Annotated in this window: 1 protein-coding gene; it reads left to right on the top strand. The window is 60.5% G+C overall.

Annotated elements, in window-relative coordinates:
* Nucleotides 1–521, top strand: a 521-nt coding sequence (locus AACY08_RS28685) for a TonB-dependent receptor domain-containing protein (protein ID WP_339472470.1), incomplete at both ends; no start/stop codon positions are given.

Below are 521 nucleotides of genomic sequence, written 5' to 3'. Positions count from 1 at the left end.
GCCGGCGTCTCCCTGCCGACCGACCACACCCAGAACCCGCCTCTGCCCTGCACGCCCACGCCGGCCAATGTGGCGACCTGCTACGGCGGCTGGAGCGGCAGCGGCGGCAACCCGAACCTGAAGGCCGAGACGTCTGACTCCTACACCTTTGGCGGTGTGTTCCAGCCGCATTGGGTGCCCGGCCTGGCGATCACGGTCGACTATTACAATATCAAGGTGAACCAGGCGATCTCGTCGGTCGATGCGCAGACCATTATCAATCAGTGCTACGATCTTGCCAGCTTGAACAACCAGTTCTGTGGTCTTTTCCAGCGAGCAGGCGCTGCTGGCGGCAAGTCGGAAGTACCGTATCAGATTTTGGAAGGCTCGCTCCTGTCCGCAGGTGTCAACTACGCCGCGCTGCAGGCACGCGGTATCGACGCCGAGATCAGCTACACGCACCAGATCGGGAATTACGGGAAACTGTCTGTCCATGGGAATTACACCCATGTCATTCAGCGTGACGACTTCACCGATCCGAC

The sequence above is a fragment of the Pseudomonas sp. EL_65y_Pfl1_R83 genome (assembly GCF_963970695.1).
GTDB classification, from domain to species: domain Bacteria; phylum Pseudomonadota; class Gammaproteobacteria; order Pseudomonadales; family Pseudomonadaceae; genus Aquipseudomonas; species Aquipseudomonas tritici.
The sequence above is the reverse complement of the archived record's forward strand: the minus strand, read 5'-3'. Positions and strand labels throughout refer to the sequence as shown.